This window comes from Arthrobacter sp. 08Y14, from assembly GCF_002929455.1.
Lineage (GTDB): Bacteria > Actinomycetota > Actinomycetes > Actinomycetales > Micrococcaceae > Arthrobacter_B > Arthrobacter_B sunyaminii.
Genome location: NZ_PJIX01000001.1, coordinates 332,333 through 356,618, shown reverse-complemented (window position 1 = coordinate 356,618; position 24,286 = coordinate 332,333). Strand labels below are relative to the sequence as shown.

Here is a 24,286-nt window from a genome sequence, read left to right as displayed (position 1 = left end):
GTCGCCGGGACTGCCACTGCCGTCGCGGGGAAAAGTTCAGCCCCCGGTAAGGATCAGGTGAACCAGACCGGACCCCGAGGCGGAGGCAAGGGCGGCAGCCTGGTCCGGTGCGGCCGCCAGTACCACCATGGCATCGGTTTCGGCGGAATCCGGCCACGCGGAAGCACCGTCGGCAGCCGTCCACAGGATGGGTGCTCCGGCGGCGAGAAGCACCGGGCTGTCCGGATGCTGCATGCCGTCGGAGCCTGCGAGGACCACGTCCACCAGCTGTCCAGGGGCCAACAGTGCAACCATGGCAGGATCGGCGGGGCGGATCGCCACCGCCACGGAACCGGGCGGGGCGCCGGTCAGGAGTCCGGTACCCACCAGCGATGTCTGCAGCACCGGGCTGCCCTGCTTCAGGGGAGTGGCCAGCCGCCGGCCGGCAGCTTGGCCGGGGGCAGCGAATGAGCCCGGGGGCATTGTTGCTGCCGGAACCGTCACCGTCCGGAGGTCCCGTGAAGTGAGAACGGCTCCGGCCGGCAGGTCCGAGGCCGAGACGACAAGTGGATTTTCACCGGCAGCAGGAGGCAACAGCGCTTGGACGGCTGTGCCCGCGGCGGCGCAGCACAAGAGTGCCGCGAGCAGGCGCCTGCGGCGGAGCAGGAATCTTTTCAACCGCAGGCGAAGGGCGGAGGCGAAACGGGGACGTGATGCGGGGTAAGGACTCACGCACCGAACCTAGGCCCGGTCAACCGGGCAGGAACGCATCGTTCGGGCAGTTGAGGATATTTCTTCCCCGAATGTCCCCGTATGCCCGCTGGGGAGGAGCGTCGTGCGGCTAAGCGGCGGAAGAGCCCTTGCCTGAGGAGGAGGCGGAGGATCCTGCGGACGCGGAAGAAGTTGCCGGTGCCGGTGACGAGGCGGCTGTAGAGGCAGTGGACGAAGCACTGTCAGTCTTGGCCGGTGCTGCCGGAAGGGTGCTCTTGGCATCGCGGGAATCAGTGCGGTAAAAACCCGACCCCTTGAACACCACCCCTACACTGTTGAACTTCTTCCTCAGGTTGCCGCTGCACTCGGGGCAAACCGTCAGGGTGTCATCGGTGAAGGACTGCTGGATATCGAACGTGTGGCTGCAGTCCTTGCAGGCATAGGCATACGTAGGCACTGTTACTTACTCCTCCTGAAAACCAAGATGTCAGGACCCCGGTCCGGCTGATTCACTGACTACTGTCAGGCCCGGCTGGCACTCGGTGCCCTTGAGTGCTAACTATACACCGGCCTAAGCGGCAGATTCGTCCACTGTGAGGGGGTCAGCACCGCGTTCACCGGCTGGTCCAGGGCATCGGATGCCCAGGACCCTGCAGAGACAAATTCCTGGTCATAGACCACGCCAACCGCCGGGGCGGCGTTACCCATGGCCCTGAAACCGGACAGGAACCGGTCGTAGTAGCCGCCGCCCTTGCCCATGCGCATCCCTTCGGCATCAACGGCCAGGGCTGGAACCAGGAGCAGCTCGAGGTTTGGGAGGTCCTGCACCGACAGTCTGGGCCCGGCAGGTTCGGGAACGGACGGGAACAACCCGGGTACGAGGGATGATTCGGGTGTCCAGCGGCACCAGGAAAGCTGGCGGTCAGGCTCGCAGACCGGAACGACGACGTCGTATCCCTCCGCGTGCAGTCCTGCCAGCAGCGGACCTGTGTCAGGTTCACGTCCGGCGGACAGGTACGCGGCCACCGTGGCAGCGGGGGACACCAAACGCGGAATGACGGTGAAAGCACGGGCTGCCAGCGCACGGCCGGCACCCAGCGCATTGGCGGAGGGCAGCTCCCGCCGGCGCCGTCGATATTCGTTCCGGGCCTGGTCCTTGGGGGCAGCAGAGTGAGGCATCCGACCATTGTCCCAACCGCGGCGGGAAAATGGCGCGTATTTGGTGGAATGGGGTCCCGCTTATGTACTCTTACGGACATGACTTCACGTGCCACCGTAACCAAAGCCGTAATTCCCGCAGCCGGGCTGGGTACCCGTTTCCTGCCGGCAACCAAAGCCATGCCGAAGGAAATGCTGCCGGTAGTGGATAAGCCCGCCATTCAATATGTGGTGGAGGAGGCCGTCAATTCCGGTATGTCTGACATCCTGATGATTACCGGCCGCAACAAACGATCCCTCGAAGACCACTTTGACCGCGTCCCTTTTATCGAAAAGACGCTTGAGGATAAGGGTGATCTCGAAAAGCTCGCACTGGTGCGGGCGGCTTCTGAACTCGGCGAAATCCACTACCTGCGCCAGGGTGACCCCAAGGGTCTGGGACACGCCGTGCTGCGGGCCAAGCTTCACGTCGGCGATGAGCCGTTCGCTGTGCTCCTCGGTGATGATCTGATTGACGCCCGTGACGAACTCCTGACCCAGATGGTCGAGGTCCAGGCAAAGACCGGCGGTTCGGTTATTGCCCTCATCGAGGTTGAGCCGGAGCAGATCAGCGCCTACGGCTGCGCCGACATCTCCGTGGTCGAAGGCGAAGACTACGTCCGTGTGAACAAGCTGGTGGAAAAGCCGGATGTTGCTGACGCTCCGTCCAACCTTGCCGTCATCGGCAGGTATGTCCTGCACCCGGCGGTGTTTGATGTGCTGGAGGAAACCGGCCCCGGACGCGGCGGAGAAATCCAGCTGACCGATGCCCTGCAGACCCTGGCCGCACGGGAAGAGGGTGAAGGCGCCGGCGTGTACGGCGTCGTGTTCCGCGGCCGCCGGTATGACACCGGCGACAAGCTGAGCTACCTGAAAGCCGTAGTGACGCTGGCCTCCGAGCGCGAGGACCTCGGTCCGGACCTGCGCGAGTGGCTCAGGGACTTCACCGGTACGCTCGAAAGCTGATGTCGTGTGGGGGTCGGCCATCTGGCCGGTGACGCTGGAATGCGGCGACCTGGGGCTGCGCCCCATCCGCTACCGCGACCGGCGCGAGTGGACGGACCTCCGCATCCGCAATGCCCAATGGATGGCGCCCTGGGAAGCAAGCAATCCGCTTCCCGGCGGCGACCTTCCGTCCTATGCGGCTATGGTGCGCAGCCTGAACCAGCAGGCGCGCCAGGAATCAGCACTCCCATTCCTCATCACTGAACGCGAGGGGCTGCGGTCTGCGCCGGCGATTGCGGGGCAGCTGACCGTGTCCACCATTGTCTGGGGATCAGCCCGCATGGCCACCCTGGGGTACTGGGTGGACGAAGCGAGGGCCGGCCGGGGAATCGCGCCGACAGCGGTTGCTCTGGCTACGGATCACTGCTTTGGTGCCCTTGGACTTCACCGGATGGAAATCAACATCAAACCGGAGAATGCCGCCAGCCTTCGCGTTGTCGAAAAGCTGGGGTTTCGTGATGAAGGGCTGCGGAAACGATATTTGCACATTGCCGGTCAATGGGCTGATCACCGCAGCTTTGCCCTCACTACTGAAGATGTTCCGGAGGGTTTGCTGACCCGCTGGCTGGCCAGGACATGACAGCAGGGCATCCTTTTTTGGCACTGAACTCCGACACACCGACACGAATGCGCAGTCACCTGTGCATTAGCTCATAACGTCGTAGTTGTGGACTTCCCTCTTAACAGCTCCCTGATCCTGGCCGTCACCGTTGGTCTCTGGCTGCTGTGGGTTGCCCCCTATATATTCCGCCTGTCAGGCACCGCCCTGGTGCCCGCAGCCCACCGGCCGGCGGTCCGCCCGGCTCCCTCCTCAACAGCCATCCGCTCTTCCATCTCCGCTGATGGACTGTCCCAGCAGGGAAACACCACTATGTACAACGAGTCCACCTCGCACAACGAGTCCGCCGCCAGCCTTGGAAACCATGCTCCCCGGACACCGTCCCCGGGCGCGCCGCGCGGGCACCAGGGCTCGCAGCCGGTTTTCCGCGTCCGTTACGGCCGCACCGCACTGGCCCTGATGGGTGCACTGGCCCTGGCCGCAGTTGTCCTTGGACTCCCGCTGGCCGCTTTCGGTGCTGCCTCGTGGTGGATGCCCTTGATCGGAGTTGTCCTGGCCGGGGCCGCAGTTGCCTCGCTTCGTGCCCTCGCGGTACGGGACCGCCGCCGGCGCGTCGACGCAGCCTTTCGGGCTGCCATGAGCGCCGGGAGCCGGCACAAGCCGGTGTCAGCACCGGAGCCGGCGTACGAGGCGAACGAGCCGCAGGAAGTTTCCCCGGAGCCCGTAAGGCCGCAACGTGAAACTGTCCTGTTTGACGCTGAAAGCAGCCCGGAAGCCAGCAGCGGGTCCGCCGCGACCGGAGCTCCGGGTCAGGCCACAGTCACCACGGCGCCCGGTTCTTCCGACCGCCCGCTCACAGCAGCGGAACTGCGCAGTGCAGCCCTCGATTTTGCTGCCGCCTCAACCCCGCAGGGCCCTGCCGGACCGCCGAAAACCTCCACCACCCCGTGGGAACCGGTTGCAGTGCCCAAGCCGATTTATGTGGAAGCACCCGTGGCCCAGCGCCCGGCACCGGAACCGCTTGTTCCGCCGCAGACCCCCAAGCCTGCCGGCCGCACTTCCCTCCGCGCCGGGGTTACCCCCGCGGTTACAGAGTCCTCGGACTCCGCCGGAGCCGAGGCCGCTCCCGGAACCGGCAAGATCAATCTCGACGATGTGCTCCAGCGCCGCCGCGCTTAAGAAATCCCGTTTGGAAGGTCCGGGCATGTCCGGACCGCTGACGGCTGCGGTGCGACCGCTGGGGTTGGTGCCCCTGTCCTGGAGCCACCTGCGCACCCACCACCGTCCGGGTGCAGGAATCAGTGCCCTGTACCGGGTCGAAGCAGTACCCCGCCGCGGTTCAGCCGACAGCGGCCGCCAACCCGTACAACTGCAGGTGGGTGCAACCACCGCTGCGCTGACCCCGGAGCAAAGCCGCCGGACCGTGCGGGGCTCTGCGGACGGTACGGCAGTGAGACTCTGGGTGCATCCCCGGGACCCTGTCCTGTCGGGTTTGGCCTGGGCCACCAGCCCCGGTGCCGTGGCCCGGGACCTCTTTGGCGCCGGAACGGACGGCGCCCGGGCGTCCCTGACCCTGGCGGCTTACCGGCCGCTGCGACGCGCAGTCATCCGCGGCACCTTCGAAGGTGCCACGGCCTACCTCAAAGTTCTGCAGCCGGGACTGGCTCCCGGGCTTCGCCGCCGGCTGGAAGCTGCGGCCGGTGCGGGACTTCCCGTGCCTGCGCTGCTGGAGATCCCCGCCGGAGCCGTTCCGGAGCCGGACAGTGTCCTGGCCCTGCGGGCACTTCCAGGCCGTTCCCTGCATCAGCACCTCCATGTGTCCCCGGATGACGTTGACCCGCAGTCGCTGCTCGATCTCCTGGCGGGACTGCCGCGGGAGGCACTGGCTTTTCCCCGCAGACCGGCGTGGGCCGAACGCGTTGTGGACTACGCCGCGGGAGCCGCCGTCGCGTTCCCGCAGGAGGCGGAACGGATTACCCGTTGTGCCCGCGAAATCGACGCTGCGGTCCGCGCTGCCGATCCGGGTCCGCTGGTGACCGCGCACGGTGACTTTCACGGCGGCAACCTCCTCGTAGACAACCCCGGCCGGGCCCGGTGGGAGATCAGCGGAATGCTTGACGTGGACGTCCTCGGCCCCGGACACCTGGTGGATGATCTTGCTTGTTTTACGGGGCACCTGTTTGTTTTCGCGGCGGTAAACCCGCGGAGCCCGGGTCTGAGGGCCTCCGCGGACCGCTTTGCAGGCGCTTTCGCGGCCGAAACGGATCCCGCCGCTCTCTACTCCCGGGCGGCCGCCGTGGCACTGACCCTCGTGGCCGGTGCGGCGGGGCGGGGCACGGAGGCAGCGGACCGAACGCTGGCCGCAGCACAGGAGCTCCTGGTCCGTTCCCGGGAACATTCCTGACCGCACCGAAAGCGCTCCGCAAGTGCCGCTCGGCGCTCCAGGAAAGTAGGGTGGACAAATGGACACTATCCGCGGGGCACAAGGAAGCGGTTCCGGCCAGATCGTCATTGGCCTGGACATCGGCGGAACCAAAACCCACGGGCTGCTCCTCGTTGACGGGGTTCCCGCAGGGGAAGCAGTAAGCGGCAGCGCCAATGTCCAGAACGTTACCCCGGCGCAGGCTGCCGCCAACCTCGCCGAGATCTTTACCGCTTTGGGCCCCGTTCCGGCGAACCGCGTTATCGCCGGTTCCGGCGGCATTGACACCGCCGACGACGCCGACGCGCTCCGTGCGTTGATCAGCCCCCACGTTCCAGGCGCGGCGGTGGACGTCATCCATGACACCCGCCTGATCCTGGCGGCCGGACAGACGCCGGCCGGCATCGCCCTGATTGCCGGGACCGGATCCGTGGCATGGGGGCTCAACCCGGCCGGGGAAGAGGCCCGCTGCGGAGGCTGGGGTTACCTTCTGGGCGATGAGGGCAGCGCTTATTGGATGGCGCGTGAAGCCGTCCGGCATACCCTGCGCCGCTTCAACCTTCGCCAGCAGCCGGATGAGTTGTCCGCCGCGCTGCTGACCGCCTGCTCAGTGACCGATCCCGAGCAACTCATCGCCCTGTTTCACGACACCGGCACGGGACGCCGGTACTGGGCCTCGAAAGCCTCAGTGGTCTTTGATGCCGCAACACAGGGCAGCGCCGCGGGCAGCGAAATTGTGGCGGCAGGGGCGCGTCATCTGGCGGGGCTGGCGGCGGATACTGCCCGGCTGCTGGACAATAGCGGCCCCGTGGTGGTTGGCGGTGGCCTGGGCATGTATCAGCCGCTGCTCCGGGACCGGCTGCGTCAGGACCTGGAACGCGCCGGGCTGACCGGCATCCGGTTCCTGGAACAGGACCCGGTGCACGGTGTCCGGTATTTGGCCGCGCAGGACGTTCAGCGTGGCTGAAAGTTTCGACACCCGGGTGGGCGCATACGCCGTCATCATCCGAAACGGCAGCATCCTGCTCTCGCACTGGCGTGACCACGGCTACTCCAGCTGGACCCTGCCCGGGGGAGGACTCGAGGTGCGCGAAGACGCGACCGCCGCCGTCGTGCGGGAAGTCCGCGAAGAGACCGGCTATTTTGTGGAACCGGAGGAGCTGCTGGGGGTGGACAGCATCTTCATCGAACCCGAGCACCGCTTTCCCGGCGAAAACCGGAACCTGCTCCACGCACTGCGGATCGTCTACCGTGCCCGTGTCCTGTCAGGGACGCTAACCCATGAGCTGGACGGCAGCACCGACGAGGCGGCCTGGGTGCCGCTGGACCGGGTTCCGGAGCTGGGACCGGCGCCCCTGGTGCAGGTGGGGCTGAAGATGGCAGCCATCCGCCCGGCTGTCCGTTCCGAATGATCTGCTGGACTACATCCACCGGGTGTCCTACCGTAAACACACGTCAGGACGGCCCGTCTGCGGACCCCCCGCAGCCAGAGGCGGGACTCCCGCACAAAAAACGGAAGGTTTCCCCATGACCCTGCCGGACTCCGCCCCGCGGGCCGTCGAACCGATGATCACCTTCCGCGGTGTCACCAAGTCCTTCGCCGGCTCGGCCTCGCCCGCCGTAGAGAACCTGAGCATGGACATTAACCGCGGTGCCGTCACCGTCTTTGTTGGACCCTCGGGCTGCGGAAAGACAACATCCCTGCGAATGATCAACCGCATGGTGGAACCCACGTCCGGAACCATCACAGTGGACGGCGCCGACGTCAGCGGGGTCAAAGCTCCCCAGCTCAGGCGGTCCATGGGATACGTTATGCAGTCCGCCGGCCTGATGCCGCACCGCACCGTACTGGACAACGTGGCAACCGTTCCGCGCCTCAACGGACAGTCCCGGACCAGCGCCCGTGCCCGTGCCGCAGAACTGCTCGACGTCGTCGGGCTGGCCTCTGCAATGGGCGGACGGTACCCGGCCCAGCTTTCGGGTGGACAGCAGCAGCGGGTCGGCGTGGCGCGGGCGCTTGCCGCAGATCCGCCCGTACTGCTCATGGATGAGCCGTTCAGCGCCGTGGATCCGGTGGTGCGTGCCGAATTGCAGCAGGAACTGCTGCGCCTGCAGCGGGACCTGGCCAAAACCATTGTTTTTGTCACGCACGACATTGATGAAGCAACAATCCTGGGAGACAAGGTCGCGGTTTTCGGCGCGGGCGGACGGCTGGCCCAGTACGCGGCACCCGAAGAAATTCTGCGGGCCCCGGTGGATGACTTTGTGGCGGGGTTCGTGGGGCGGGACCGCGGGTTCCGGCATCTGTCCTTCCAAGCGGGAAACGGTGTGCCGCTGCATCCGGTGCAGCTCCTGACACCCGCCGAACTGGCGAATCCTGCGGTGGCTGTGGAGGAGGACTGGGCGCTCGCAGTCGACGACGGCGGGCGGCCGCTGGGCTGGGTGCCGGCGTCCCGCCGGGCGTCGGTCACTGCCGCGGATCAGCTGGTCCCGGGAGGATCGCTGTACCGCGAGGGGGAAACCCTGCGGCAGGCACTCGACGCCGCACTGTCTTCCCCCGCGGGGCTGGGCGTAGCGGTGGACCCGGAAAACCGCGTAACGGGAACCATTAGGGCCGCCGAGGTGCTGGAACTCATCGAGCAAGCCAGGCTGCAGCGGAGCGCGGGCTGACATGGAATGGTTCCTCGCCCACACCGACCAGGTGTTCCGGCTGACCGGACTGCACCTGTACCAGTCCATCGTGCCGCTGGTGCTGGGCATCCTCATCGCGGTGCCGCTGGCAGCCCTGGTCCGCAACAGCAACCGCATCCGCGGCACCATTCTTGCCGCCGGATCGCTGCTCTACACGATTCCGTCCCTGGCGCTTTTCGTGACGCTGCCCGCCATCCTCGGAACCCGCATCCTGGACATCAGCAACATCATCATCGCACTGACCATCTACGCCGTCGCGCTGATGCTGCGCGTAGCCGTTGACGCCTTCGACTCAGTGGACGACGGCGTCCGGCAAGCCGCCGTCGCCATGGGGTACCGGCCGCTGCGCCGGTTCCTCACAGTGGACCTGCCGCTGTCCGTTCCGGTCCTGATTGCCGGGCTGCGGGTGGTGTCGGTCAGCAACATTTCGATGGTCAGCGTTGGTGCCCTCATCGGAGTAGAAAACCTGGGCTTCTTCTTCCGGGACGGGCTGCGCCGCTACTTCATCACCGAGATTGTGGTGGGCATTGTCGCCACGCTGGTCCTGGCCTTCCTGATGGACCTGGTGTTCGTGCTGCTGCAGCGTGCGCTGACGCCCTGGCTGCGCGCCGGCCGGGTTCCCGGAGCCTCAGCAGGCATGTTCGGGTTGCGCAGGCGCAGGGGCGCCGGCACTGCCGGCGTCCCCGGGCCCGGAGACCAGGCTGCCCCCGGCACCCCGGCAGCGGCGCCCGACGTCGCACTGAAGGGGGCGTAATCCGGTGGCCGTGACGATTCCCCGCACCGAGTACACCTCCACCAATGCCCTGGGGCAGGGCTGGGAATGGCTGACGGATCCCGCAAACTGGACCGGAGCCGCCGGGATTCCCGTGCGCACCCTGGAGCACCTGCAGTACACCGGACTGACTCTGCTGATTGCCCTGGCCATCTCCGTGCCGATAGGTTTGTTCATCGGACACACCGGCCGCGGCCAGATGGCCGTCGTGACCATCTCCGGATTGCTGCGCGCCCTGCCAACCCTGGGCATGCTGACCCTCTTTGTCCTCCTGGCCGGCCTGGGCCTCATGCCGCCCATCTGGGCCCTGGTCCTGCTGGCCGTACCCCCGCTGCTGGCCGGCACCTATTCGGGGATTGCTGCCGTGGACCGCAGCATCGTGGACTCGGCCCGCAGCATGGGCATGACGGAACTGCAGATCCTGTTCCGGGTCGAAATCCCCAACGGGCTGAAGGTCCTGTTCGGCGGACTGCGGGGCGCCACACTGCAGGTCGTGGCGACCGCTGCCGTGGTTGCAACCATCAACCTGGGAGGACTCGGGCGGTACCTCATCGACGGACTGGCCGTTGGCGACTACGGCAGGGTCTTCGGCGGCGCGGTCATCATCGCCTTGCTGGCGCTTGCAGTGGATGCCGTGATTGCGTTGGCCGCACGTCTTTCGATTTCACCCGGGCTGCAGAAGGGCCGCGTCGCCGCGGCCGGTACAGCAGCTCCGACCGCACCTACACCCACCGGCGGCGGATTTTCCGCTGCCGGCTCACAAGGAGGAAAACAATGACGCAGCACAAGCGCCGGATTGCCCGGCCCAAGGGACTGACCGTTCTGGCCGGAGGCATCACCCTGGCCCTCGGGCTGGCCGGCTGCAGCGGCGGCGGAGGTGACCCGCTGGCCTCGGAATCGCCGTCGGAAAGCGCTGCGTCCGGGGCTGCCGAAACAATCGTGGTGGGATCGGCGGACTTCCCCGAATCCAGCACCCTGGCGGAGATCTATGCCGGTGCGCTGAACGGGGCCGGCATTCCCGCAGAGACCAAGCTCGGCATCGGTTCACGCGAGGTCTACCTCCCCGCACTGGAGGACGGCTCCATTGACCTGATCCCCGAATACACCGGCGCGCTGCTGGTGGGAGTGGACCCGGACACTGAACTCGTGGACGCCGGGGAGATCATTGATGCCCTGCCCGGCGCCCTGCCCGAGGGCCTGGTCATCCTCGAGCCGTCCGATGCCGAGAACAAGGATGCCATGGTGGTCACCAAGGCCACAGCGGAGAAGTATCAGCTGGAGAGCATCGAGGACCTGGCCAAGGTCTGTGACCAGCTGACGCTGGCTGCACCGGCGGAATTCGCGGAACGGGTCCAGGGCCTGATCGGGTTGAAGGACAAGTACGGCTGCGAGTTCAAGGAATTCACGCCGATCGGTGACAGCGGCGGGCCGCTTACCGTGGATGCCCTGCTCAAGGATGACGTGCAGGTTGCGGACATTTACACCACCACCCCGGCCATTGTGGAAAATGACCTGGTGGTGCTGGAGGACCCGAAGCAGAACTGGCCCGCCCAGCAGGTGGTTCCGCTGGCCTCCTCGCAGGCCGTGAATGACCAGGCTGCAGAGGTGCTGAACAAAGTGTCTGCGGAACTGACCACCGAGGACCTGATCGACCTGAACCAGGCCGTCAGCGGAGACCAGAAGATGGATCCCAGTGAAGCAGCCCGGATGTGGCTGGAGGAAAAGGGCTTCGCCTAAAGTTCACTCGTGACAGGGACCCCTTTCCGCTTCACATGTGCGGGGAGGGGTCCCTGCCTGTGGCACCATGTTTTCATGGCCGAATTCAAGCAGTCCCACAAGCTCCACAACGTTCTCTATGACATCCGTGGGCCGCTGCTGGAGCATGCACAGCGCATGGAAGCAGCCGGTCAGCGGATTCTGAAGCTGAATATCGGCAACCCCGCGCCCTTTGGTTTCGAGGCGCCGGAAGCGATCTTGGTGGACATGATGCGCCATCTTCCCAAGGCCCAGGGCTACAGCGATTCCCGCGGCATTTTCTCCGCCCGCACCGCCGTCGTCCAGTACTACCAAAGCCGCGGCATCCAGAACATTGACGTCGATGACGTCTACCTCGGCAACGGGGTCAGCGAACTGATTACGCTTTCGCTCCAGGCGCTGCTGAACAACGGCGATGAGATCCTGGTGCCTGCTCCGGACTATCCGCTGTGGACCGCCTCCGTCTCACTTGCCGGCGGCACCGCTGTGCACTACCTGTGCGACGAAAACGAGCACTGGTGGCCGGACGTCGAGGACCTTGAGTCCAAAATCACCGACCGCACCAAGGGGATTGTGCTCATCAACCCCAACAACCCCACCGGGGCGGTCTATCCGGAGCACATCGTCAAGGCGATCGTGGACCTGGCCCGCAAGCACGGGCTGATCATCTTCTCGGACGAAATCTACGAAAAGATCTTGTACGACGACGCCGTGCACGTGAACTCAGCCACCATCACCGGCGAAGACGTCCTGTGCCTGACCTTCAGCGGCCTGTCCAAGGCCTACCGGATTGCCGGCTACCGCAGCGGCTGGATGGCCATCTCCGGACCGAAACATGAGGCCCAGGACTACATCGAGGGCATCAACCTCCTCGCCAACATGCGCCTGTGCGCCAACGTTCCCGCGCAGCACGCCATCCAGACCGCACTGGGCGGCTACCAGAGCATCAATGACCTGATCCTGCCCGGCGGCAGGCTCAAGGCGCAGCGCGATCTGGCCCACAAAATGCTCAACGACATTCCCGGCGTGAGCTGCGAGCTGTCCATGGGGGCCCTGTACCTGTTCCCGAAGCTGGACCCCGAGGTCTATCCGATCGCCAGCGACGAGCAGTTTGCGCTGGACCTGCTCAAGCAGCAAAAGATCCTGATCTCCGTGGGCACGGCCTTCAACTGGGTGCGGCCGGACCATTTCCGGATGGTGACCCTGCCCAACGTGGATGACATTGAGGACGCCATGATCCGGCTCGCCGAGTTCCTGAGCACCTACAAGCAGTAGGCCTGTTCGGGGCAGGCCTACTCGGCTGAGCCTATTCCGCTGAGCCTACTCGCCTGCGGCTGCCTCGCGGGCGGCATCGAGGCGGCGGCGGGCACCTTCCAGCCAGGACTCGCAACGGGTGGCAAGCTGCTCGCCGCGCTCCCACAGAGCCAGAGATTCCTCCAGGGAGGCGCCTCCGGTTTCCAGCCTGCCGACCACAGAAACCAGTTCGTCCCGGGCCTGCTCATAGCTCATGGCTTCAATGTCTGCCGGGATGGTTGATGCTTCGTTTGCTGCGGGGTTCATTTTCGGGTCTTCTTTCGGTTGGAGCTGTTGATTCTGCATGTTCATGCGCCGGGCTTTTCTTCAGCCGGCGCTGCTGCCGTAGCGGCCAGTTCGCCCACGGCAACCCGGATGCGCAGGCGTGCGTCGCCGGGAACGGCCGCTGCCTCCCGGACCACGGAGCCGTCGGCCAACTGCACGACGGCGTAGCCGCGGTCCAGCGTGTTCTGGGGTGAGAGGGCGCGCACCTGCGCCCGCAGGTACGCGATCCGGTCGGTGTCCCGCCGCACTTCGGAGGTGATGCAGGACAGGGCGCGCTCGCGCAGGCGGGACACGTCCTGCTGGCGCAGGTCCACCATGGTTTCCGGAGCGGCCAGCACGGGACGGGACCTGATGTGGTTCAGCCGTTCCATCTCCCGGCCGACCGTCAGGTCCACGATGCGTCTCAGCTGGGCCCGGGCTGCACCAATGCGCTGCAGCTCCTCACCGACGTCCGGAACAATCCGCTTGGCAGCATCGGTGGGCGTGGAGGCCCGGAGGTCTGCGACCTCGTCCAGCAGCGGCCGGTCCGCTTCATGGCCGATCGCGCTGACCACAGGCGTCTGCGCGGCGGACACGGCCCGGACCAGGTCCTCGTGGCTGAACGGCAGCAGGTCCTCCAGGGACCCGCCGCCGCGGGCAATCACAATGACGTCCACTTCCGGCATGGCATCGAGCTGGGCCAGCGCCCGGGTCACCTCCGCCACGGCGTTGACGCCCTGCACAGCTACTTCGCGCACTTCGAAGACCACAGCAGGCCAGCGCAGGGACGCGTTGCGGATGACGTCCTTCATGGCATCGGAGTTGCGTCCGGTAATCAGTCCGATCCGGTTCGGCAGCAGCGGCAGCGGCAGCTTCCGGTCCTCCCGGAACAGCCCTTCGGCGGCCAGCGCCTGGCGCAGGCGTTCGATCCGGGCCAGGAGATCACCGATGCCAACCGGGCGGATGTCCCTGGTCTGCATGGAAAGCCGTCCGGTTTTGACCCAGAAATCGGGCTTGACCTGGGCCACCACCCGGGCGCCGCGTTCCAGCGGCAGCTCCAGCCGGTTCATGACCGTGCTCCACACTGTCAGGGACAGCGAAATCTCCGCATCGACGTCGCGCAGCGTGATGTAGGAGGCATTGGCCCGTTTGTTCAGCTCGATAATCTGCCCCTCCACCCAGGTGGCAGGGGCGCGGTCGATGTAGCTTTTCAGGTTCCTCGACAGCAGCTGCAGCGGCCACGGATTCTCGGGACTGGTTTCCGCGGCGGTCTTCGGGAGGCTCGTCGCAGCGGCGGACTCATCGGGTTCGGTGCGCTCTATGGGGTCTTGCATAAGTTAATGTCTATCAGGTGCCGCCCACAACGCGGGTTCCGCAACCAGAGTGAGGAAACACCCGATGCGAACATTCGGCTCGGCCATCTTGGGTTTTGCCGCCGTCCTGCTGGCAGTTGCCGCCCTGTGTTCGGCCTGGCTGGCCGAAAACGTGGTGTCAGAAGACGGATTTGTTGCCCTGGGCCAGCCGCTGGGCACCAACGAGGCCTTCCAACAGGACCTCGCCGAGGAGCTGGGGGCACAGGTGACGGACAGCGTCCAGCTGCCCGACGCCCTCGCCTCCTTTGTGCAGCCGCTGATCACCAGCGCGGTGCAGGGAGTGCAGTCGCTGCCCGGCTATCCGCAGGCCTGGGACGAGACGCTGCAGCGCTCGCACGCCCAAACGTTCGACGGCGGCGGCGGAGTCACGCTGGATGTCGCCCCGGTGGTGGGCCTGGTGACGGACGAGCTCGGCAGGGCCGCCGGGACGGATGTGCAGGCACCGGAACAGTCGCTGCTGCAGCTGGGCGGGGCGGATCAGCGCTCGGACATCGAGTTCGCAGCCAACGCTGCCAAAGCGTGGCCTTTTCTGGCTCTGGGCTCGGGCATAGCAGCGGTGCTGGCTCTGCTGGTGGCTCGGAGCAGGGGAGGGGCACTGGCCTGGATGGGAGGAGGAGCACTGCTGGCCGGGGGAGCGCTGTGGTTTGCCGCCGGTTCCCTGCCCGCACTTGCCAGCCGTCCTGCCTACAGCAGCGCCCTGGCGGAGACTTTTGCCGCCGCGTTCGCCGCGGAAGCAGGACCCAGCCTGCAGGCATGGACGCTTCCCTTCATGGTGGGTGCGGCTGTGCTGCTGGTGCTGGGACTGCTGGTGCGTGCCATCGGCGGTTCCGGGCGGCGCTGAGTGCCCTGATCCGGGAGCAGTGCGCCGACAGCGGACGGAACGCCGTCGCGCGCGTTCGGTGCCGGTCCACCCGATAGCATGGAGGCATGACCAGCACTGCCGTTTCCGTGCCTATGCCCACCGTTCCGCGCAGGCGCCGCAGCCCGCAGGAGGTATCCGCCGCCGCTCCCGTCTCCGGCGCCCGCCGCGTCCTGCTGGCCGCACCGCGCGGCTACTGCGCCGGCGTCGACCGCGCAGTGATTGCCGTGGAGAAGGCGCTGGAAGCCTATGGCCCGCCCGTCTACGTCCGCAAGCAGATTGTGCACAACCTCCACGTGGTCCAGACGCTGGAGGAGAAGGGCGCCATCTTCGTCGATGAAACCGACGAGGTCCCGGAAGGCGCCCGCCTGATCTTCTCCGCACACGGCGTCTCGCCCGCCGTCGTACAGTCCGCAAAGGACCGGAACCTGCAGACCATCGACGCCACCTGCCCGCTGGTGACCAAGGTCCACAAGGAAGCGGTGCGTTTTGCGCGCGACGACTTTGACATCCTGCTGATTGGACACGCCGGCCACGAGGAAGTTGAAGGCACCTACGGCGAGGCACCCGAGCACACGCAGATCGTCAACGGTCCCGAAGACGTGGACAAGGTTGTGGTCCGGGACCCGAACAAGGTGATCTGGCTGTCCCAGACCACCCTGAGCGTGGATGAAGCCATGCACACGGTGAACCTGCTGCGCGAGCGGTTCCCCACGCTGCAGGATCCGCCCAGCGACGACATTTGCTACGCCACCTCCAACCGGCAGGCTGCGATCAAGAAGATCGCTCCCGAAGCGGATCTGGTGTTGGTGGTCGGATCTGCGAACTCCTCCAACTCCGTGCGGCTGGTGGAAGTTGCGCTGGAATACGGCGCCAAGGCCTCGCACCGCGTGGACTTCGCCAACGAGATTGATGAGACCTGGTTCGAGGGCGTTGCCACTGTTGGTGTGACCTCCGGCGCTTCCGTGCCGGAAAACCTGGTCCAGGACGTCCTGCACCTGCTGGCCGAGTACGGTTACGGCGACGTAGAGGAAGTGGTCACTGCGCAGGAAGACATCATTTTCTCCCTGCCCAAGGAGATCCGTGCCACGCTGAAGGCGATGGGGGATACCTCACGCGGTCTGGGCGGGCGGCGCGCCGGAGCCTGACGGGCACCGGTATGATGGCAACGTGGCTCTTACTATTGGCATCGTCGGCCTGCCCAACGTCGGCAAATCAACCCTGTTCAATGCGCTGACCCGCAACAACGTTCTGGCGGCGAACTATCCGTTCGCGACCATCGAACCGAATGTCGGCGTCGTGTCCCTTCCGGATCCGCGCCTGGCCAAGCTGGCCGAGATTCACGGTTCCGTGCGCATCCTTCCGGCAACCGTCTCCTTTGTGGACATTGCCGGCATCGTGAAGGGCGCGTCGGAAGGTGAAGGGCTGGGCAACCAGTTCCTCGCCAACATCCGTGAAGCCGAGGCTATCGCCCAGGTCATCCGCGTGTTCGATGACCCCGATGTCATCCACGTGGACGGCAAGGTGGATCCGCGCTCTGACATGGAGACCATCAACACCGAGCTGATCCTGGCCGACCTGCAGACGCTGGAAAAGGCGATTCCGCGGGTCGAGAAGGAAGTCAAGATCAAGAAGCGCGAGCCCGCGCAGCTGGCTGCCATGCAGGCCGCGCAGGCCGTGCTGGAGCGCGGCGACACCATCTTCTCCTCCGTGGCGAAGGACAAGCTGGAGATGGAGCACCTGCGTGAGCTGAGCCTGCTCACCGCCAAGCCGTTCATCTACGTGTTCAACGTTGACGACGCCGTGCTGGGCAACCCGGAGCGCCAGGAGGAACTGCGCGCTTTGGTGGCCCCGGCGGACGCCATCTTCCTTGACGCCAAGCTCGAAGCCGATCTGGTGGAGCTGGACGAGGAAGAAGCCCGCGAAATGCTGGAGATGAGCGGCCAGGAAGAGTCCGGCCTGGACAAGCTGGCCCGTGTCGGCTTCCACACCCTGGGCCTGCAGACCTACCTGACGGCCGGTCCCAAGGAAACCCGTGCATGGACCATCCGCAAGGGTGACACCGCACCGCAGGCTGCCGGCGTCATCCACACCGACTTCCAGCGCGGCTTCATCAAGGCCGAGGTTGTGTCCTTCGATGATCTGGTGGAGGCCGGTTCCATGGCCGAAGCCAAGTCACGCGGCAAGGTCCGCATCGAAGGCAAGGAATACGTCATGGCCGACGGCGACGTGGTGGAGTTCCGCTTCAACGTCTAGGTTCTTCGCCGGAATCAAGGGAAATGCCGCCCTCCGTTAAGTTTCGGGGGCGGCATTTTCTTATGTATTAGCGGAAAAGAGCACAGGGCTGCCACGCCCCGATCCGAGGGTTCATAGGTGGCACATAGAGGCATGCCAGACTGGCCCGAAGTGGATACAACGTACGGTTCGGGTCGCTGAGAGGAAGGGAAGCCCCGTCTGAAACAGCCCCTTTCCCTGCGTGGGGAGAGGGGCTGTTTCTGCGGTGCTGGACGTACGCCTTAGTGCCCGACGGTGAACCTCTGTCGCGGATGTGCGTGGTTCTCGATCTCGTCGACAAAGGCAAGCGCGAAGTCGGTACCGGAAATTTCCGAGGAGCCGTCATCTTTGGTCACCAGGATCTCGCCGCCCGTCCGGTAGGCGCCGGTGCTCTCGCCCGGAGCGAAGACACCGAAGAGCGCTGCCGGGCTGACATAGAACCAGTCGAGGTCCTCGGGTGCCTGCCGCAGCGCCTCGAGAACTTCGGCGTGCGCCAGAGCTTCGGGCTTCCAGTCATCGAGGAAGTCCGGTGTGTCGACCAGCCGCGGACCACCTTCCGCGACCAGCGACGAGCCTGCCCCGCCAACGAAGGCGAGGCGCGCGCCGCTGCTGCGCACGGCTTCGATCAGCTGCGGCATGTACGTGGCAAGCGGAGCGCCGTCGACGTCGGCTCCGTGCACCGCCACAACGAGGACATCCGCGTCAGCGGCCGCCGCGGTGAGCACTTCCGGGGAAGCCAGAGATCCGGTGCGGTAGCCCACCCCGTCCAGAGGCTCCTCCGGTGCGTTGCGGGTGTAGGAGATCACCTGATGCCCGCGGGAAGCCGCCTCGCGGGCGATGTATCCGCCGGCGTAGCCGGTTCCGCCGAAGATCACTACTCGTGCCATGTGCGTTCTCTCCTTGCAGTAGGAGCCGGCAATTCCCCGGCGAAGATGCAACCAGCTGCCGAGTCCACGTATTCCCTCCCCACTCGGGGCAGGGTTATCCTGATGCCGGTGGCCCTGCCACCGAGGGCGCTTCCACGTGAAGACCACGTGAATCATCGCGGAGAGGACTGGCTCCCCAGGACACGTCCCGATGGAGTGCGGCGCACTGATGCGCCAGCTTCATTGCACCGATGCCGCGGCATCGGCTGTCGAAAGGACGCGAGATGTCATCGAAAGACGAAAAGAACCTGGGCCAGGTCGTGGACAAGATTGCGGGCATGGATGAGCCGCAGCGGGGGCTGATGCAGCGGGTGCATGACGTCATCATGGACGCGGCTCCGGGCCTGAAACCGCGTATCTGGTACGGCATGCCCGCGTACGCCAGGTCTGCAGGCTCCCCAGCGCTGCTGACCCTGCGCAACGATGAACGCCTGAATCTGTCGGTCACCGAGAAGGCGCCGTTCCGCCCCACCGGCGGGCCGGACGGCACGCTTATGCCTGCCGCCTGGTACTTCGAAACCATCGACGCCGATACGGAGAAGCGCGTCGCGGAGATCGTCCGCTCGGTTCTCGACTGAGCCCGGCTCCCGCCCTTCGCCGGCAGAACACGGGACCGGCGTCGGCGGAGGGTGGGACCACACCACAGACACACATATGGCAGGCTGGCAGCCATGAGTCTCTCAACTCCTACCCTGGACACCGCGCGCCTGGTCCTGCGACCTTTCGTTGATACGGACGCGGACAGTCTCTTCGCACTGCAGAGCAACGCAGAAGTCCTGCGCTACTGGGACAGTCCGCCGTGGTCCAGTCCTTCGCAGGCCACGCACTTCCTTAACGGCTGCCGGAAGATGGCGGAGGAAGGCACCGGAGCGCGGCTGGCGATTACCAGGAAGACAGACGGGCTCTTCCTGGGCTGGTGCACCTTCAACAGCTGGAACCCCGCCTTCCGGAGTGCTTCCCTCGGCTACTGTCTGGCGAAAGAGGCCTGGGGGAGCGGCTACGCCGCTGAATCAGGACGCGCCGTGCTGCAGTGGGCCTTCGATACCCTGGACCTGAACCGGGTCCAGGGCGAAACGGACACACGCAACATCGCCTCCGCCCGGGTCCTGGAGAAGCTCGGCTTCCTGCGCGAGGGCGAACTGCGCGAGGACTGCATCGTCGACGGCGAGGTCTCCGATTCCTGGATATACGGCCTTCTGCGCCGCGATTGGACCGGCTGATTCCGCAAACGGTTGCGGGGGAGGGCCTGAGACCTAGAATCGCTCCATGGGCCTCCTGACTTTCAGCATCAACGTCACCCTGGACGGTTGTATCGACCACCAGGAGGGCATCGTCGACGACGAGACGCACACCCATTACACCCGGCTCCTGAACGAGTCCGGCGCCATGCTCTGGGGGCGCACCACGTACGAAATGATGGAGAGCTACTGGCCGGCGGTCGCCCGCGGGGAGGTCGAAGCGCCGGCAGCGGTGCGCGACTGGGCCCGCACGCTGGAGGCCAAACCGAAGTACGTCGTGTCCTCAACCCGCAGCGACTTCCCGTGGAACAACAGCCACCGGATCGAAGGCGACCTTCGCACCGCAGTGCAGGACCTCAAGGACCGGACCCCGGAGGGGGTGCTCCTCGGCAGCAGCAGGCTTGCGGCGGGACTTGACCGGCTGGACCTGATTGATGAATACAGGTTCCTGGTGCACCCCATGATCACCGGCCACGGTCCCACGCTCTACGAGGGACTTCTCGACAGCACACGCCGCCTCGAGCTGATCTCGGCGGAACCGATGAGCAACGGTGCAGTTTCCATGAACTACCGGCGGGCTGACTGAGACCCACAGCGCTGATGCTGCGCTTCCGTCCAGACGGCGATGCAGCCCCTGCTAGCCTCGCTTCATGCGCAAAACGCCGGGACGAACCCCCAAGACCGCTGCAGGGGAGCGCGTACTGATCCTGTCCGCAGGTGTGGGCGCCGGGCACAACAGTGCCGCAGCAGCGGTGCAGCAGGCGTGCGCCGCGCGTGCCGACGTCGCCGAGGTCCAGGTTCTGGACGTGCTACAGGTCAGCAGCGTGCTCTACCGGGCACTGCTGAACAAGGGCTACTTCGTCCTGGTCGAGGGCTTGCCGTGGCTGATTGACTGGGGCTACGACATCAGTGACCGTCCCTTCCGGCGCCGGGGCCCCATAGACCCCTGGACACGGATGAACTCCGTTCCGGTCATTGATGCCATTAAGCGGTTCCGGCCGACCGCGATCGTGTGCACGCATTTCCTGCCCGCCCAGCTGCTGGCGTCGCTGCTCCTTCGCGGCGTGACCAACGCGAGGACCGCCGTCGTCACGACGGACTATGACTTCCAGGGGCTGTCCCTTACCGGCGCGTTCCATGCGCTTTCCCTGGCCCGGGAGGAGGGGAGGGTGGAACTGATGGCACTTGGCCTGCCTTCCGATCGGGTTGCGGCTCCGGGGATTCCCATCGCCGCACAGCTGGAGGCCGCGCCCTCCCGCGATGCAACCGAGCCCCCGATGCTGCTGATCTCTGCGGGCGCGACCGGCGGTGACTACGCCGTTTCGGTCGTGCGGCAGACGCTGCACATGCGCTCGCCCTTCACGGCAACGGTAGTGTGCGGACGCAACGATGCGCTGCGGCAGCGTATCGAGCAGCTGGTGGCACCCGCCGGAGACCGCTACCGCGTGCTCGGCTTCACAACGGAGATGCCGCAACTGCTGCGCCGCGCCGATCTGTTTGTGGGCAAGCCTGGCGGGTTGTCAGTGTCGGAGTGCATGGCTGCCGGCCTGCCCATGGTGATGGTGAACCCCATTCCGGGGCAGGAGGTCCGCAACGGCGACTACCTGTTGGAACAGGGGGCGGCGGTCCGCTGCAACACTTCAGCGACAATCGGCTGGAAGATCGACGAGGTGCTGCGCGAGCCAGGCCGCCTGCAGCAGATGCAGGCTGCGGCGCAAAGGACAGGCCGACCTGAAGCTGCGGCAGATGTGCTTTCCCGACTGCTGGACGGGCCGTCCCGTCCGCTGGTGATAACCCGCGCAGCGCAGAAGACAATCCTCTCCGCCAGTGAGGAGCGCGTAGTCGCGACGGATCTGACCGGACCATCCGCTCTGGTCCGGTTGATCGACTCGGCTACGGGCAACACTGTCGCTCTGCTGCAGGCCGCGGAGCTGGAGGATTTGCAAAAGCGGTACGGGACCCCGGACGGGAGCCTGGTGCTGCGGCGCAGCCAAGCGTTCAGGCCGCTCAGGTGGGAGGAGCGGCGGCTGCTCCGCGCCATCCTGCGTCAGGATGACACGCTGGCTGTCCGCGTCCAGAGATCCCGTCCTCATCGGCCGGTTCCGCAGGGTGCCGCAATCGGACCGCGTCCGCCCAGCTGACCGGGCTGTGCTGGCCGGCGAGCAGGGCCCAGTCCCCGGCGCGGGGGGACCAGCGCCGGGTGGCAGGATCGCGCTGCAGCGTAGGCCCGGCATCCAGGGCGACCCGCACCGTTGTCTCGGTGCCGGGCTGCAGCGTCACCTTACGAAAGCCCAGGAGCTGAGCCACCGGCCTGGGAACCGATACATCCGCAGCATAGACCTGAACAACAGTGGACCCCCGGCGATCTCCGGTGTTCGTGACGAGCACGTCCGCGGTGCCGCCAGTGTCGTCGAAACTGTGGCTGAGAAGACGGTGCTCGAACGTCGTATAGCTCAAGCCGAACCCAAACGGGAACGCCGGTGCGTGTCCGTCGCCGTCGAGCCGGCGTTGACCCCACTTGTCGTCGTAGACGACGGACTTCGCCATGCGGTCAAACGGCGGCAGATGCGCGGCGTCCGTTGGCAGCACAAACGGGAGCCGCCCGCCGGGCTCCGCATCACCGGTCAGCACGCTCGCGAGCCCGCGTCCGCCCTCCATGCCTCCGTACCAGGCGAGGACAAGCGCGGGCACCTGGTCCCGCCATTCCTCCGTGAGGATCGCGCTGCCGCCGATGAGTACGACGACGGTCCGCGGGTTCGCAGCCACGACGGTGCGGATGAGGCGCACATCGGAAGGGCGCAGGTTGAGTGAGCTGCGGTCGCCGCCTCGGACGAAACGCGAGGCCAGGTGCGCGAGACCGGTGACGACCCGACTGAGGGCACCCGAGCCAAAGGCCGGACCGAGCACGCCCACGTTAACGCCTCCGGTGACAACGGACTCGCCCTCGTCGTGCTGGTCCAGACCGACGACGACGATCGCTGTGTCCGCGGCGGCTGCCAGCGCGGCCGCGGCGCGTTCGTTCCGTCCTGAGGCGGTCGTGATGCGCACCCGGGGGAGCGCCTCACGAAGCCCCTGCAGCGCCGAAGCCGCGGAGGGAGGCCGGACTCGTGATGAGCCGTGATCGCCAAGGTTTGCCCGGGCTGCGAGTCGTCCGATCACCGCGACGTGGCGGGTTGTGGGAGACAGCGGCAGGAGCGGCTCCGCGCCGCAGGTTTCATTCTTCAGCAGGACAATGGATTCTTCGGCGACCCGGCGGGCAAGCGCCCGGTGCACCGGGGAAGCGATCAGGTCCGCGCTTGGCTCCGCCGTCTCCCGTGTTGCGGCGTGCAGCACGCTGGTGCGCAGGATGCGGCGCGCGGACTGGACTACAGTCGCGCGCGCCAGTTGACCGCTCCGCAGCGCTGCAGGCAAAGTACGGGCGCGGAGCAGCCGCAGCGGCATCTCCACATCCATCCCCGCCTGGAGACTGGTGACGGCGTCGTGGGTGCCGAACACCCAGTCGCTCGTCACGAATCCCCGGAAGCCCCACTCATCCCGCAGCACGTCGGTGAGCAGCGCGTGATTGACATCCATGTACTCGCCCCGCACCCGGTTGTAGGCACTCATCACGGAGTCGGCGCCGGCTTCCACAACGGCCTTGAAATGCGGCAGGTACACCTCGTGTAGGGCATGCTCGTCGACTGACACATCGACTTCGAAGCGCTCGTCCTCCATCGAGTTCAGCGCGAAGTGCTTCACGCACGCCATCGCGTGCACGCGCACACCCCGGGTCATCGCCGACCCCATCCTGGCGGTGAGCACCGGATCCTCCCCGTAACACTCCTGCGCCCGGCCCCACGCGGGGTGGCGAAGCAGGTTCACACAGACGGAGGCGGAGTAGTTTGCTCCCCGCGCCCTGGTCTCCAGGCCCACCGCGAGCCCGACCCGTTCCTCCAGCGCCGGATCCCAGGTTGCGGCCCGCGCCATGGTCACGGGGAAGGCCGTGGAGGAGCCGATGACGACGCCGCGGCCGCCGTCGCTGAACCGGACTCCCGGGATGCCCAGCCGCGGGACCGCCCCGGCCACGAACGGCCGCCGGCGCAGCAGCATCGGGATGAGCGGGAGCAGCAGCCCGGGGGAGTCGCCGTCGAGCAGCCCGAGAAGCTCCGGCTCCGTCATCTGGCCGATGAGCTGCTCCGCTGCCTCGTCCGGATCGAGCGCGCCCTCCCGGACCGCGCCGACTGCCTCACCGTACGCGCCGGCCTCCGGAGTGATGTTCATGCACTGCATTCTCCACCCTGTGCCTGCGCGGCGCGGATTAGCCGCTCCACCCGGACCTGCACCCGGGTGATCAGGCGCCGGCCGTGGGTTAGGCCTGTTGGCCTCGGCTCCAGAGAAGATACGCCTCGGCCAGCTGGTCCGGCACAGCCGGTGCTGCTCCACGGATGGGGGAGACCTGCGGACGGGTGATCGTCGCGACCGCAACTATTACGTCCAGGGCAGAGAGGGACTCCCGCACTGCACCGCGCCGCTTGAGCTCTGCGAGCAGATCGCTGAGGGCATCTACTGCGGGCTGCTGAACCTGCGCCAGAGGTGTGGCTTCCAAATCCTGGACGGCCCCGGCCTGCAGCGCGAGCCCGTCCGTTAGCGCACCGAGTTCCATTGCCGTGAGGCTGGACAGCAGGTCCTTCCATGCCGCAGCCGGATCAGTGCTCAGCGTGCTCCGGGTCTGATCCACAGCGTGGATGATCTGTTCCACAATGTCCTGGACCACGGCGTGGACAAGGTCCCCGCGGGAGGGGAAGTTCCGGTACAGGGTGGCAATCCCAACGCCGCTTGCGGCGGCTACAGCCTCTAGTGCAACATCGCCGCCCCGCTCGGCAAACAGGTGCCTTGCATGGGTGATGATCGCCTCTCTTCGCTGCGCAGCATCAGCTCTCATCCGCACTCCCTTCAAATTGACCTTCAGTCTAAACCGGAGGAACATCA

At 66.2% G+C, this 24,286-nt stretch carries 25 protein-coding genes and 1 pseudogene; 18 read left to right on the top strand and 8 right to left on the bottom strand.

Annotated features, from left to right (window positions below; all coding sequences use genetic code 11):
• Positions 1 to 36: 36 nt before the first annotated feature.
• From cpaB to CXR03_RS01600, 3 genes are all read right to left on the bottom strand, one after another.
• Complete coding sequence (cpaB, locus tag CXR03_RS01610) at positions 37 to 711, bottom strand: Flp pilus assembly protein CpaB (RefSeq protein ID WP_258073446.1); 675 nt, start codon at positions 709 to 711, stop codon at positions 37 to 39.
• Positions 712 to 820: 109 nt separating this feature from the next.
• Positions 821 to 1,147 carry an FmdB family zinc ribbon protein gene (locus CXR03_RS01605; RefSeq protein ID WP_104101533.1) on the bottom strand — a complete coding sequence of 109 codons (327 nt, stop codon included), beginning with the start codon at positions 1,145 to 1,147 and terminating at the stop codon, positions 821 to 823.
• A 98-nt stretch (positions 1,148 to 1,245) separates the two neighbouring features.
• Positions 1,246 to 1,869 carry a 5-formyltetrahydrofolate cyclo-ligase gene (locus CXR03_RS01600; protein WP_104101532.1) on the bottom strand — a complete coding sequence of 208 codons (624 nt, stop codon included), beginning with the start codon at positions 1,867 to 1,869 and terminating at the stop codon, positions 1,246 to 1,248.
• Between the two features lie 78 nt (positions 1,870 to 1,947).
• On the opposite strand from CXR03_RS01600, the gene galU reads away from it, so the two are divergent.
• From galU to CXR03_RS01550, 11 genes are all read left to right on the top strand, one after another.
• Entirely contained in the window at positions 1,948 to 2,853 is a 906-nt protein-coding gene (gene galU, locus CXR03_RS01595; protein ID WP_104101530.1) for a UTP--glucose-1-phosphate uridylyltransferase GalU, read from the top strand.
• Between the two features lie 4 nt (positions 2,854 to 2,857).
• Positions 2,858 to 3,472 carry a GNAT family N-acetyltransferase gene (locus tag CXR03_RS01590; RefSeq protein ID WP_104101528.1) on the top strand — a complete coding sequence of 205 codons (615 nt, stop codon included), beginning with the start codon at positions 2,858 to 2,860 and terminating at the stop codon, positions 3,470 to 3,472.
• Positions 3,473 to 3,559: 87 nt separating this feature from the next.
• A complete protein-coding gene (locus CXR03_RS18215; protein WP_181034466.1) occupies positions 3,560 to 4,630 on the top strand; it encodes a hypothetical protein in 1,071 nt (356 codons plus the stop codon).
• A gap of 25 nt (positions 4,631 to 4,655) precedes the next feature.
• On the top strand, positions 4,656 to 5,855 hold the full coding sequence (locus CXR03_RS01585) for a phosphotransferase family protein (RefSeq protein ID WP_181034465.1): 1,200 nt from the start codon (positions 4,656 to 4,658) through the stop codon (positions 5,853 to 5,855).
• A 58-nt stretch (positions 5,856 to 5,913) separates the two neighbouring features.
• On the top strand, positions 5,914 to 6,840 hold the full coding sequence (locus tag CXR03_RS01580) for an N-acetylglucosamine kinase (protein WP_104101525.1): 927 nt from the start codon (positions 5,914 to 5,916) through the stop codon (positions 6,838 to 6,840).
• The gene (locus CXR03_RS01575; protein WP_258059868.1) at positions 6,833 to 7,285 is read left to right on the top strand and encodes an NUDIX hydrolase; all 453 of its coding nucleotides are present in this window, start codon (positions 6,833 to 6,835) and stop codon (positions 7,283 to 7,285) included. The genes CXR03_RS01580 and CXR03_RS01575 overlap by 8 nt, the downstream gene beginning before the upstream one ends.
• A gap of 115 nt (positions 7,286 to 7,400) precedes the next feature.
• Positions 7,401 to 8,543, top strand: coding sequence for an ATP-binding cassette domain-containing protein (locus CXR03_RS01570; RefSeq protein ID WP_308470572.1), 1,143 nt, complete (start codon positions 7,401 to 7,403; stop codon positions 8,541 to 8,543).
• Position 8,544: 1 nt separating this feature from the next.
• Positions 8,545 to 9,318: an ABC transporter permease gene (locus CXR03_RS01565; protein ID WP_104101523.1), complete on the top strand. Its 774-nt coding sequence runs from the start codon at positions 8,545 to 8,547 to the stop codon at positions 9,316 to 9,318.
• Positions 9,319 to 9,328: 10 nt separating this feature from the next.
• Positions 9,329 to 10,114, top strand: coding sequence for an ABC transporter permease (locus tag CXR03_RS01560; RefSeq protein WP_258073445.1), 786 nt, complete (start codon positions 9,329 to 9,331; stop codon positions 10,112 to 10,114).
• Complete coding sequence (locus CXR03_RS01555) at positions 10,111 to 11,073, top strand: ABC transporter substrate-binding protein (RefSeq protein ID WP_104101522.1); 963 nt, start codon at positions 10,111 to 10,113, stop codon at positions 11,071 to 11,073. Before CXR03_RS01560 ends, CXR03_RS01555 begins: the two co-directional genes overlap by 4 nt.
• Before the next feature lie 75 nt (positions 11,074 to 11,148).
• Positions 11,149 to 12,366, top strand: a complete 1,218-nt coding sequence (locus CXR03_RS01550) for a pyridoxal phosphate-dependent aminotransferase (RefSeq protein ID WP_104101520.1) — start codon at positions 11,149 to 11,151, stop codon at positions 12,364 to 12,366.
• 45 nt (positions 12,367 to 12,411) lie between these two features.
• Here CXR03_RS01550 and CXR03_RS01545 read toward each other — a convergent pair whose 3' ends face one another.
• The gene (locus CXR03_RS01545; protein WP_104102740.1) at positions 12,412 to 12,651 is read right to left on the bottom strand and encodes an exodeoxyribonuclease VII small subunit; all 240 of its coding nucleotides are present in this window, start codon (positions 12,649 to 12,651) and stop codon (positions 12,412 to 12,414) included.
• A 41-nt stretch (positions 12,652 to 12,692) separates the two neighbouring features.
• On the bottom strand, positions 12,693 to 13,982 hold the full coding sequence (xseA, locus tag CXR03_RS01540; protein ID WP_104101518.1) for an exodeoxyribonuclease VII large subunit: 1,290 nt from the start codon (positions 13,980 to 13,982) through the stop codon (positions 12,693 to 12,695).
• Between the two features lie 64 nt (positions 13,983 to 14,046).
• On the opposite strand from xseA, the gene CXR03_RS01535 reads away from it, so the two are divergent.
• From CXR03_RS01535 to ychF, 3 genes are all read left to right on the top strand, one after another.
• Positions 14,047 to 14,862: a hypothetical protein gene (locus CXR03_RS01535; RefSeq protein WP_104101517.1), complete on the top strand. Its 816-nt coding sequence runs from the start codon at positions 14,047 to 14,049 to the stop codon at positions 14,860 to 14,862.
• Positions 14,863 to 14,948: 86 nt separating this feature from the next.
• Complete coding sequence (locus CXR03_RS01530; RefSeq protein ID WP_104101515.1) at positions 14,949 to 16,028, top strand: 4-hydroxy-3-methylbut-2-enyl diphosphate reductase; 1,080 nt, start codon at positions 14,949 to 14,951, stop codon at positions 16,026 to 16,028.
• Positions 16,029 to 16,050: 22 nt separating this feature from the next.
• Complete coding sequence (gene ychF / locus CXR03_RS01525; RefSeq protein WP_104101514.1) at positions 16,051 to 17,136, top strand: redox-regulated ATPase YchF; 1,086 nt, start codon at positions 16,051 to 16,053, stop codon at positions 17,134 to 17,136.
• A gap of 260 nt (positions 17,137 to 17,396) precedes the next feature.
• Here the strand turns inward: ychF and CXR03_RS01520 are convergent, their stop codons facing one another.
• The gene (locus CXR03_RS01520) at positions 17,397 to 18,041 is read right to left on the bottom strand and encodes an NAD(P)-dependent oxidoreductase (protein WP_104101512.1); all 645 of its coding nucleotides are present in this window, start codon (positions 18,039 to 18,041) and stop codon (positions 17,397 to 17,399) included.
• A gap of 263 nt (positions 18,042 to 18,304) precedes the next feature.
• On the opposite strand from CXR03_RS01520, the gene CXR03_RS01515 reads away from it, so the two are divergent.
• The 4 genes from CXR03_RS01515 (at position 18,305) to CXR03_RS18535 (ending at position 21,459) form a co-directional block, all read left to right on the top strand.
• Positions 18,305 to 18,658, top strand: coding sequence for a DUF1801 domain-containing protein (locus CXR03_RS01515; protein WP_104052659.1), 354 nt, complete (start codon positions 18,305 to 18,307; stop codon positions 18,656 to 18,658).
• A 93-nt stretch (positions 18,659 to 18,751) separates the two neighbouring features.
• Positions 18,752 to 19,300: a GNAT family N-acetyltransferase gene (locus CXR03_RS01510; RefSeq protein ID WP_104101510.1), complete on the top strand. Its 549-nt coding sequence runs from the start codon at positions 18,752 to 18,754 to the stop codon at positions 19,298 to 19,300.
• A gap of 46 nt (positions 19,301 to 19,346) precedes the next feature.
• Positions 19,347 to 19,904, top strand: coding sequence for a dihydrofolate reductase family protein (locus CXR03_RS01505; RefSeq protein WP_104101509.1), 558 nt, complete (start codon positions 19,347 to 19,349; stop codon positions 19,902 to 19,904).
• A gap of 64 nt (positions 19,905 to 19,968) precedes the next feature.
• Positions 19,969 to 21,459: a glycosyltransferase gene (locus CXR03_RS18535; RefSeq protein ID WP_104101507.1), complete on the top strand. Its 1,491-nt coding sequence runs from the start codon at positions 19,969 to 19,971 to the stop codon at positions 21,457 to 21,459.
• A 16-nt stretch (positions 21,460 to 21,475) separates the two neighbouring features.
• On the opposite strand, the pseudogene CXR03_RS01495 reads toward CXR03_RS18535, so the two are convergent.
• Positions 21,476 to 23,407, bottom strand: a pseudogene (locus CXR03_RS01495) (beta-glucosidase); the annotation flags it as partial.
• 259 nt (positions 23,408 to 23,666) lie between these two features.
• The gene (locus CXR03_RS01490; RefSeq protein ID WP_181034464.1) at positions 23,667 to 24,239 is read right to left on the bottom strand and encodes a TetR/AcrR family transcriptional regulator; all 573 of its coding nucleotides are present in this window, start codon (positions 24,237 to 24,239) and stop codon (positions 23,667 to 23,669) included.
• Positions 24,240 to 24,286: the final 47 nt, after the last annotated feature.

Coding starts and splice junctions, on each gene's coding strand:
- CXR03_RS01570 (WP_308470572.1), top strand. CDS start 7,401: ATGACCCTGCCGGACTCCGCCCCGCGGGCCGTCGAACCGATGATCACC.
- xseA (WP_104101518.1), bottom strand. CDS start 13,982: ATGCAAGACCCCATAGAGCGCACCGAACCCGATGAGTCCGCCGCTGCG.
- CXR03_RS01515 (WP_104052659.1), top strand. CDS start 18,305: ATGTCATCGAAAGACGAAAAGAACCTGGGCCAGGTCGTGGACAAGATT.
- CXR03_RS01565 (WP_104101523.1), top strand. CDS start 8,545: ATGGAATGGTTCCTCGCCCACACCGACCAGGTGTTCCGGCTGACCGGA.
- CXR03_RS01550 (WP_104101520.1), top strand. CDS start 11,149: ATGGCCGAATTCAAGCAGTCCCACAAGCTCCACAACGTTCTCTATGAC.
- CXR03_RS01580 (WP_104101525.1), top strand. CDS start 5,914: ATGGACACTATCCGCGGGGCACAAGGAAGCGGTTCCGGCCAGATCGTC.
- CXR03_RS01545 (WP_104102740.1), bottom strand. CDS start 12,651: ATGAACCCCGCAGCAAACGAAGCATCAACCATCCCGGCAGACATTGAA.
- CXR03_RS01530 (WP_104101515.1), top strand. CDS start 14,949: ATGACCAGCACTGCCGTTTCCGTGCCTATGCCCACCGTTCCGCGCAGG.
- CXR03_RS01535 (WP_104101517.1), top strand. CDS start 14,047: ATGCGAACATTCGGCTCGGCCATCTTGGGTTTTGCCGCCGTCCTGCTG.
- CXR03_RS01520 (WP_104101512.1), bottom strand. CDS start 18,041: ATGGCACGAGTAGTGATCTTCGGCGGAACCGGCTACGCCGGCGGATAC.
- CXR03_RS01510 (WP_104101510.1), top strand. CDS start 18,752: ATGAGTCTCTCAACTCCTACCCTGGACACCGCGCGCCTGGTCCTGCGA.
- CXR03_RS01555 (WP_104101522.1), top strand. CDS start 10,111: ATGACGCAGCACAAGCGCCGGATTGCCCGGCCCAAGGGACTGACCGTT.
- CXR03_RS01600 (WP_104101532.1), bottom strand. CDS start 1,869: ATGCCTCACTCTGCTGCCCCCAAGGACCAGGCCCGGAACGAATATCGA.
- galU (WP_104101530.1), top strand. CDS start 1,948: ATGACTTCACGTGCCACCGTAACCAAAGCCGTAATTCCCGCAGCCGGG.
- CXR03_RS01585 (WP_181034465.1), top strand. CDS start 4,656: ATGTCCGGACCGCTGACGGCTGCGGTGCGACCGCTGGGGTTGGTGCCC.
- CXR03_RS01490 (WP_181034464.1), bottom strand. CDS start 24,239: ATGAGAGCTGATGCTGCGCAGCGAAGAGAGGCGATCATCACCCATGCA.
- CXR03_RS01505 (WP_104101509.1), top strand. CDS start 19,347: ATGGGCCTCCTGACTTTCAGCATCAACGTCACCCTGGACGGTTGTATC.
- CXR03_RS18535 (WP_104101507.1), top strand. CDS start 19,969: ATGCGCAAAACGCCGGGACGAACCCCCAAGACCGCTGCAGGGGAGCGC.